6 protein-coding genes are annotated in these 7,809 nt (G+C 73.2%); 1 reads left to right on the top strand and 5 read right to left on the bottom strand.

All coding sequences use genetic code 11. The features are described 5' to 3' along the window. Nucleotides 1-182: 182 nt before the first annotated feature. The 5 genes from cueR to MKK55_RS05890 all read right to left on the bottom strand — a co-directional run bounded on the left by cueR (nucleotide 183) and on the right by MKK55_RS05890 (nucleotide 6,917). Nucleotides 183-650 (bottom strand): Cu(I)-responsive transcriptional regulator, encoded by a 468-nt coding sequence (gene cueR / locus MKK55_RS05910; protein ID WP_243933725.1) that lies wholly within the window; start codon nucleotides 648-650, stop codon nucleotides 183-185. Further along, nucleotides 650-3,142: a heavy metal translocating P-type ATPase gene (locus MKK55_RS05905; protein ID WP_243933718.1), complete on the bottom strand. Its 2,493-nt coding sequence runs from the start codon at nucleotides 3,140-3,142 to the stop codon at nucleotides 650-652. Before MKK55_RS05905 ends, cueR begins: the two co-directional genes overlap by 1 nt. Before the next feature lie 872 nt (nucleotides 3,143-4,014). After that, a complete protein-coding gene (locus MKK55_RS05900) occupies nucleotides 4,015-4,992 on the bottom strand; it encodes a transporter (RefSeq protein WP_147728801.1) in 978 nt (325 codons plus the stop codon). Between the two features lie 559 nt (nucleotides 4,993-5,551). Further along, on the bottom strand, nucleotides 5,552-6,295 hold the full coding sequence (locus MKK55_RS05895; RefSeq protein WP_243933717.1) for a dienelactone hydrolase family protein: 744 nt from the start codon (nucleotides 6,293-6,295) through the stop codon (nucleotides 5,552-5,554). Between the two features lie 202 nt (nucleotides 6,296-6,497). Further along, the gene (locus tag MKK55_RS05890; RefSeq protein WP_243933726.1) at nucleotides 6,498-6,917 is read right to left on the bottom strand and encodes a hypothetical protein; all 420 of its coding nucleotides are present in this window, start codon (nucleotides 6,915-6,917) and stop codon (nucleotides 6,498-6,500) included. Nucleotides 6,918-7,172: 255 nt separating this feature from the next. Here MKK55_RS05890 and MKK55_RS05885 point away from each other — a divergent pair, with 255 nt between their 5' ends. Further along, complete coding sequence (locus tag MKK55_RS05885) at nucleotides 7,173-7,661, top strand: DUF302 domain-containing protein (RefSeq protein ID WP_243933716.1); 489 nt, start codon at nucleotides 7,173-7,175, stop codon at nucleotides 7,659-7,661. Nucleotides 7,662-7,809: the final 148 nt, after the last annotated feature.

Here is a 7,809-nt window from a genome sequence, read left to right as displayed (position 1 = left end):
CAGCCCGGTAGCTCGTCAGGCTCATAACCTGAAGGTCACAGGTTCAAATCCTGTCCCCGCAACCAAACACACCACATACACCTCACATAACCGCAAACAGCCGGCCCGCGCACCACGCAGGCCGGCTGTTTGCGTTTAGGGTATCACCTTCGGCAGCGGCTCCCGATGCGGCGTCCGCCTCGTCATTCCTCATCGCGCCGATGCGCCGACCGACCCAGCCCGAACCGGGCGGGGCCGCCCGGTGCGCCTTCCGGAACAGGTCCGGCCTCCGCCAGATCCTCCATGATCGGGCAGTCCGGGCGGTCGTCGCCGTGGCAGCGTGCGGCGAGCGCGGTCAGCGTCCGGCTCATCGCGTGGAGCTCGGCCGCCTTCCGCTCCAGCGCGTCGACGTGCTCGAGCGCGATGCGCTTCACGTCGGCGCTGGCCCGGCCCCGGTCGCGCCACAGCGCCAGCAGCACGCCGATCTGCTCCACGGTGAAGCCAAGGTCGCGCGCCCGGCGGATGAAGCGCAACGTGTGGATCTCCGCTTCGGTGTAGTGCCGGTAGCCGGCTTCCGATCGGGCCGCCCGGTCGATCAGGCCGGTGCTCTCGTAGTAGCGGATCATCTTGGCCGAGACGCCGGAGGCCCGTGCGGCCTCGCCGATGGTCATCATCGCCGCGCCTCCGCGGCCGGGCGCCAGCGGCGCAGCAGCAGCGCGTTGCCGACGACGCTGACGCTGGAGAACGCCATCGCGGCGCCGGCGACCATCGGGCTGAGCAGGCCGGCGGCCGCGAGCGGAATGCCGACGACGTTGTAGGCCAGCGCCCAGAACAGGTTCTGCCGGATCTTGGCGTAGGTCCGCCGGGCGATGTCGACGGCGTCGGCGACCAGCACGGGATCGCCGCGCATCAGCGTGACGCCGGCGGCGTGCATCGCGACGTCGGTCCCGCTGCTCAGGGCGATGCCGACATCGGCGGCCGCGAGCGCCGGCGCGTCGTTGACGCCGTCGCCGACCATGGCGACCCGACGCCCGCCGGCCTTCAGGCGCAGGATCGCCGCCGCCTTGTCCTCCGGCAGAAGCTCGGCCGTGACCGCGTCGAGGCCGAGCGCCTCGGCCGCCCGGGCGGCGCTGCCGCGATTGTCGCCGGTCAGCATCACGATGCGCAGGCCGCGCCGGCGGAGCGCGGCCACGGCCGCGGCCGCCGAGGGCTTCATCGCATCGCCGAACGCGATCAGGCCGAGGAGCCGCGGCGCCTGGTCCGGGTCGCGACCCGCCTCGGCGAGCCACGAGACGGTGCGGCCGTCCCGCGCCAACGCCTCGGCCCGCGCGGCGAGCGCCGTGAGGTCGACGCCGTCCTCGTCCATCAGCCGGCGGCTGCCGAGGCGCAGCGTGCGGCCCTCCACCACGGCGGCGACGCCGCGGCCGGGCAACGCCCGCAGGTCGGATGCGGCCGGCGGCGACACGCCCTCGGCGGCGGCCAGCGCCGCGACGGCGCGGGCGAGGGGATGCTCGCTGCCGGCCTGCAGCGCCGCGGCGCGGCGCAGGAGGTCGGCCCGCGCGATGCCCGGTGCGGGCTCGAGCTCGGTCACCGTCGGGCGTCCCTCCGTCAGCGTGCCGGTCTTGTCGAAGGCGACCGTGTCGAGGGCATGGGCCACCTCCAGCGCCTCCGCGTCCTTGATCAGGATGCCGTGGCGCGCCGCGACGCCGGTGCCGGCCATGATCGCCGTGGGCGTCGCCAGGCCGAGCGCGCAGGGGCAGGCGATCACGAGCACCGCCACCGCGTCGATCAGCGCGGCCTCGACGCCGACGCCGGCCACGAGCCACCAGCCGAGGAAGGTGAGAAGCGCCAGCCCGAGCACCACCGGCACGAACACCGCGCTGACCCGGTCGACCAGGCGCTGGATCGGGGCCTTGGCCGCCTGCGCGTCCTCGACCAGGCGGATGATCCGCGCCAGGGTCGCCTCCGCGCCGACCGCGACGGCCTCGACCACGAGCAGGCCGTCGCCGTTGATCGCGCCGCCGACGACCCGGTCGCCGACCGCCTTGGCGACCGGCACGCTCTCGCCAGTGATCAGCGCCTCGTCGACCTGGCTCGCGCCGGCGCGGACGGTGCCGTCGGCGGGCAGCCGCTCGCCGGGGCGGACCACGACCATGTCGCCGACCCGGAGCGCCGCGACGTCGATCTCGGCCTCGCTGCCGTCCGGCCGGCGCAGGCGCGCACGCTCGGGGCGCAACGCCGTCAGCGCGCGGATCGCCGACGCGGTGCGCCGCTTGGCGCGGCTTTCCAGGCGCTTGCCAAGCAGCACCAGGGTGATCACCACCGCCGAGGCCTCGAAATACAGGTGCGGCGCCGCGTGGCCGTGCGCCTCGGCCCGGACCAGCTCGACCAGGCTGAGGCCGTAGGCCGCCGAGGTGCCGAGCGCGACGAGCAGGTCCATGTTGCCGGCGCCGGCCCGCAGCGCGCGCCAGCCGGCCCGGTAGAATCGGGCGCCGAGCCAAAGCTGGATCGGGGTGGCGAGCGCCAGCTGCAGCCAGCCGGGCGGCATCCACGCGATCCCGAACGGCATCAGCAGCATCGGCGCGACCAGCGGCGCCGCGAGCAGGCCTGCGACGAGGAGGTGGAGCCCGTCGCGGCGCGCGGCGGCGTCCCGCTGGACGTCCGCGGCCTCGGCCCCGCCCGCGGGTGCCGCCGGGGCCGCCTCGTAGCCGGCCGCCTCGATCGCCGCGACGAGCGCGTCGGCGGTGACGGTGCCGGCCGCGACCGTCACCCGCGCCCGCTCGGTGGCGAGGTTGACCGCGGCCGCGGAGACGCCGGGCACGACCCGCAACGCCGCCTCCACCCGCCCGGCGCAGGACGCGCAGGTCATGCCCGTGACCGCGAGATCGACGGTCTCGGCCGCGACGTCGTAGCCGGCATCCGTCACCGCCTGCGCGAGGGCCGCGGTCGGCACCCCGGCCGCGACGGTGACGCTGGCGCGCTCGGTGGCGAGGTTCACGGAGGCGCTCGCCACGCCCGGCACCGCCCGCAACGCCGTCTCGATGCGGCCGGCGCAGGACGCGCAGGTTATGCCCGAGACGGGCAGGGCGACGGTGCGGGTGTCGGCCGGCGCGTGCGGCGCGGTCGCGGTCGGGGTGAGCGTGTCGGCGTCAGCGTTCAGCATGGAGCCGAGATGGGGCTTCCAACGGTGGGAAGGTCAAGGCCGGATGGTGAAGGCTTGAACGGCGCCGGATGCGGGGATCGGTTTTCAGCCGTCGGCGGTCAGGGGCGCGGCCGGCTCCGGTCGTCGCGGAGCCGCGGGCCCGCGCCGACGGCGGCAGCGAGCCAGGTTCGGCGCTGCGCGATCAGCCGCGGCAGCGGACGCTCGACCCGCACGCTCGCGGACCGGGTCGCGCCGGCCCCCGGAGCGGCACCCGATCGATCCGTCACCGGTCCTGCGATCCGAGGCGCTGTGGACCCTGCATGGCCGCCAGCCTGGCGCCGGCCGGCGGGCCGGTCGACCGCCGCCGCCTCAGGCCGTGCGGGGGCCGTCCGTTTCAGAGGTCGGGGGCGCCGATGCGCGCGGTGGGCCCGGGGGGGCACCGGATCGGTGCTGCGCATGCCGGCACCATGCCGATGCCGAGCGGAGCATGCTGCCGGGCTGCTGCCGATCCTTCGAGGCATTGCGAGGTCAATATCCGATTCGTTTTTCTCACGGAACGGATCGTCAAAACTGTAATTCCGTACCAAGATCCGTGACTTATGAAATCAGACCTTGATGTCGGGTCGGCGATCGATATGCTGTCGATCCTGAGAAGGCGAAGCTTCCGTTTCCCCTTTGCTTCGATTCTCACACTCAGCCCCGCCGGCTCGAGCCGCGCGGGGCTTTTCGTCGTGCCTCGCGGGCGACCGGTCCGCGGCGATCGCTCCGCATCGGCCGATGGACGCGGTTCGCGACGATCGCGGCCACCCGACATGACGATGCCGGCTCACGGGGAGCCGGCATCGTCGGTCGATCGGTCGTTGGCGATCGGTGTTCGCGATCGGTCTTGGCGATCAGTACTTGCGGACGAGCGGGGTCGGCGCGGCGACCGCGGCGGCGGCGGTAGTGTAGAGTGGCGCGATGAAGCGGACCCAGCCGCGGGTCTCGTCGGCGAACGGGCCGACGCCGCGGTCAGCGACGGTGCGGGTCACCATGAGCTGCGTCTTGAAGATGCCGAAGTCGTAGCCGATCAGGCCGCCGGCCGCGAACGTGCCCTGCTTCTGGTAGTTCGCGTAGATCGCCCGGTTCCGGTTCACCGGCAGGTCGGTGTAGCCGTAGGCCACGGCGCCGATCTCGAACTTGCCGAAGGTCTTGGTCGCGGTCAGGTCGATGTAGAGGCCGTCGGAATTCGGGATCGGGCCGAGGGCGGCGCCGACCTGGCCGCCGAAGCGCGGCGCGTCGTCCACCTGCAGGATGTGGGTGAGCGCGGCGGTCAGGTTCCAGCCTTCGCCGGTGTAGGAGATGCCGCCGGTGTTGCGGATCGAGGTGCCGGCGACCTGCGGCAGCACCGGGGTGGCACCGCCGGCGATGCAGGCGGCGCCGGGAGCGCCGTTGCAGAGCGAGCCGCGGTCGCCGACGCCGACATAGGCGCCGACGAGGTAGGCGGCGCTGATCTTGTTGCCGAGATCCCAGGCGAAGATGTTGCCGATGAAGGGGTTGTAGAAGTAGCTCTGGTCCTGGTTGGCGACGCCGGCCGGGTTGTTCGTGCCCACGAACACCGACGGGACCGCGATCACCGGCATGATGGTCGCGCCGAGCACCTTGTAGCCGGTCGACCAGACCAGGATCGGCACGTTGACGCCGACGTCCGGGCTGTTGCGCGCGTCGCCGCGGCCGGTGCTGAAGGTGTTGATCGCGTAGACGCCTTGCGGCAGCGGGCCGTAGGCGAGGCCGACCTGCTCGCCGGGCTGCGTGACCGGACCGGCCAGAACGGTGGTGCTCATGCCGACGGTGAGGGCGACCGCACCTGCGGCAAGCCAGGTCTTCATCATGTTCTCGTTCCTACCCCAGGGATCTCGAATGTCGGGCACGTCGCCTCGAGACCATCGTGCCGAACCTCGCTTGTCCGGTGCGAGTTCTGTTCGGCGATGGCCCAAGCGCCGTCTTGCGGTCCGACCTCTTCCGTCTCAACCTGGAGAATTATTCTACAGCGTCGCCCAAAAAAATAGCGGTTTCAGGCACCTTAGTGCCAAGATTGGGCCGCCGTTGCACAAAGGCTGCACTTTCCGGGGGCGGCGGCTGGAGCCTCATCAGCACCGCCCGGGCCTGAGCCCCCGATGTGATGCACATCGCCTCGATGCGCGGGCCCGCGACGGCTCGAATAGGATCGCGGACGGCCGATCGATCGGGGTTCGTCCGGGACGCCCGCACGAATAGGGCGGCAATAGGCGGACCTCGCGCGCCCGAGGGATCCGAACACGGGGGGACCCTGCTCGCGGCCCGCGTCCGAGAGCGGGGCATCGATCCCCGGCGCAGGCGCCGGACCGCGCCTCGGGCGGGGGAGGGCGGCCGGTCTTTTCGGAAGGGCCCTGGGCGATCCGCGGCGCGCCGTTATCCGCCGCCGTGCAGCGTGCGGCCGAAGAGGGCGCGCATCGCGTGCCAGCCCTGCTCGGCGGCGTCGGGATCGTGGACGGGGAAATCCGGCATCATCCAGCCATGCGCGGCGGGATAGGTCCGCGCCGTGTAGCGCACGCCGACCTGCGCCAGGGCGTGCTCCAGGCGCGCGGCCATCGCGGGCGGATAGCTGTCGTCGTTCTCGGCCGCGGCGATGTGGATCTCCGCCGTCAGCGCGGGCGCGAGCCTGTGGGGGCTCGTCGGCGCATCGGTGGCGAGGTTGCCGCCGTGGAAGCTCGCCGCGGCGGCGAATCGGTGGGGGTAGGTTCCCGCCGCGGCAAGCGCCATGCCGCCCCCCATGCAGAAGCCGACCGCACCGACCCTGCGTCCCGCGACGTCGTCGCGCGTGTCGAGATAGGCCAGGACGGCACCGGTATCCTCCGCGGCCTTGATCGGGTCGGTCGTCGCCATCAGCGGGCCGAGGATGGCGCGGAAGCCGGCCGCCAGGACGTCGCGCGGCACGAACGGCCCGTAGGGGCCGTAGCGGTAGAACAGATCCGGGACGAGGACGACGTAGCCGGCATCGGCGAGCCGCCGCGCCATGTCGAGCATCGCCGGGCGGATGCCGCCGGCGTCCATGTAGAGGATCACCGCCGGCCACGGCCCGCCACCGGCAGGCGTCACGACATGCGTCGGGCAGGCGCCGTCGCGTGTCCGGATCGTGGTCTGCTCGGTCGCCATCGAAGCCTCCTCGGCAGGACATCGGCGATGTCCGCGCCGGACCATCTACGGCCGCGGGCGGACCGGCCGCAAACCCGTCGACCCGGTCGAGCGAAAGGCGCGCGGCGCGGCGGCGCATCAAGCGGATCTGCAGTCCTGGCCGATGCGCGCGATCGGCCAGGGCTTCGCAGGGTTGAGGCTCGCTCCGCGGACCGGTCCCCGCTCACAGGGCCCCGAGCGTCACGGTGCTTGCGCCGACCTCGGCCGAGGCGGGGACATCGGGCAGCCAGCGCACGGCGCCGGCGGTCGCGAACCCGCCCTGCTTGAGGACCTGGGCGGCATTCGTGGCGATGCCGCGGGTCCGGTAGGCGACGGTGAAGGCGGCCGGCGCCTGGAAGCGCTCGGCCGACGCCTCGGCAACGGATGCGGGCCGCCACCGCGTCAGGTTCGGCACGAGAAGGCCGCCCTGCGCGCGGACGTCGGCGGCGCCGAGCGCCACGCCCGGCACGTGATAGCCCGCACCGAGCACGGCGGGCACGGCGACGGCGTTTCCGGTGGCGGTCGCCTCGGAGGCGGGGGCCGCGGCGAGGGTCCCGATGGTCAGGGCCAGGGCGGCGGCGAGGGTGATGGTGCGGTGGGTCATCCGTCGATCCTCAATTGCGACGGGGCTGCCCGTCGTTCGATGAGGCGAAGATGCGAACGGCCACTCTATCGATCAAACAGATGCGATCGATCCCAAGTATCGATGGCGTAGATATCTTGTCCGTCTTGCGGACGCCGCTCCGCGCCCTCCTTCAGGCATACGGCGATCGGTCGGCCGCAGCGGAGGCGGGCCACGCGTCCGGCGCGCGCGATCGAGCCCGAGAACCCGAGGCGAGAGACCCGAGGCATCGATCCCATGAACGACCCGATATCCGCGACCCAGGTCACGATCGAGCACGTGACGCTGCGCTCCCCCAAGTCCTTCGAGGCGGTGCGGTCCGCCCTGGAGGCGTCGGTGCCGCGCCTCGACCACGCCTATGCCGAGCTGCTGCTGGACGGGCAGGTGGACGCGGCGCGCGACCTCCTCGAGCGCCAGGCGCCGCTCTCGATCTTCGGCGCCCGCGACCATGGCGGGCTGCTCCGCACCGCCGGGCTCGTGCGCAAGGCCGTCCAGTACGACATCGGCAACCCGCTGACGGCCGCGCGGATGACCCGGCACGTCCTTTCGGCCGCCCTGTACGCGCCGGTCCGGGTGCTCCTGCGCGAGGATGCCGAGGGCCGCGTCGCGTTCGAGTACGACCGCCCGGCCACCACCTTCGGCCAGTTCGGCAACCCCGAGGTCGACGGCGTCGCGCGCGACCTGGACGAGCAGCTCCGCTGCGTCCTCGCCGCGGCGGCCGCCTGATCTCGCCGGACGGGCACGGCGGCCGGCGCGGCCGGATCCTCGCCATCCGGCCGCCCCCGAGGGAGCGGCCGATCGCGGCCCGTGGGCCGACCCATCCGATCGCGCCCGGGTCCGCCGCGGAGGCGTCGCGGCGCGCCTCCGGCCGCCC

This window comes from Methylobacterium sp. J-059, assembly GCF_022829485.1.
In the GTDB taxonomy this organism is placed as follows: Bacteria; Pseudomonadota; Alphaproteobacteria; order Rhizobiales; family Beijerinckiaceae; genus Methylobacterium.
Note: the sequence above shows the minus strand (reverse complement) of the source record. Positions and strands in the feature narration are given on the sequence as shown.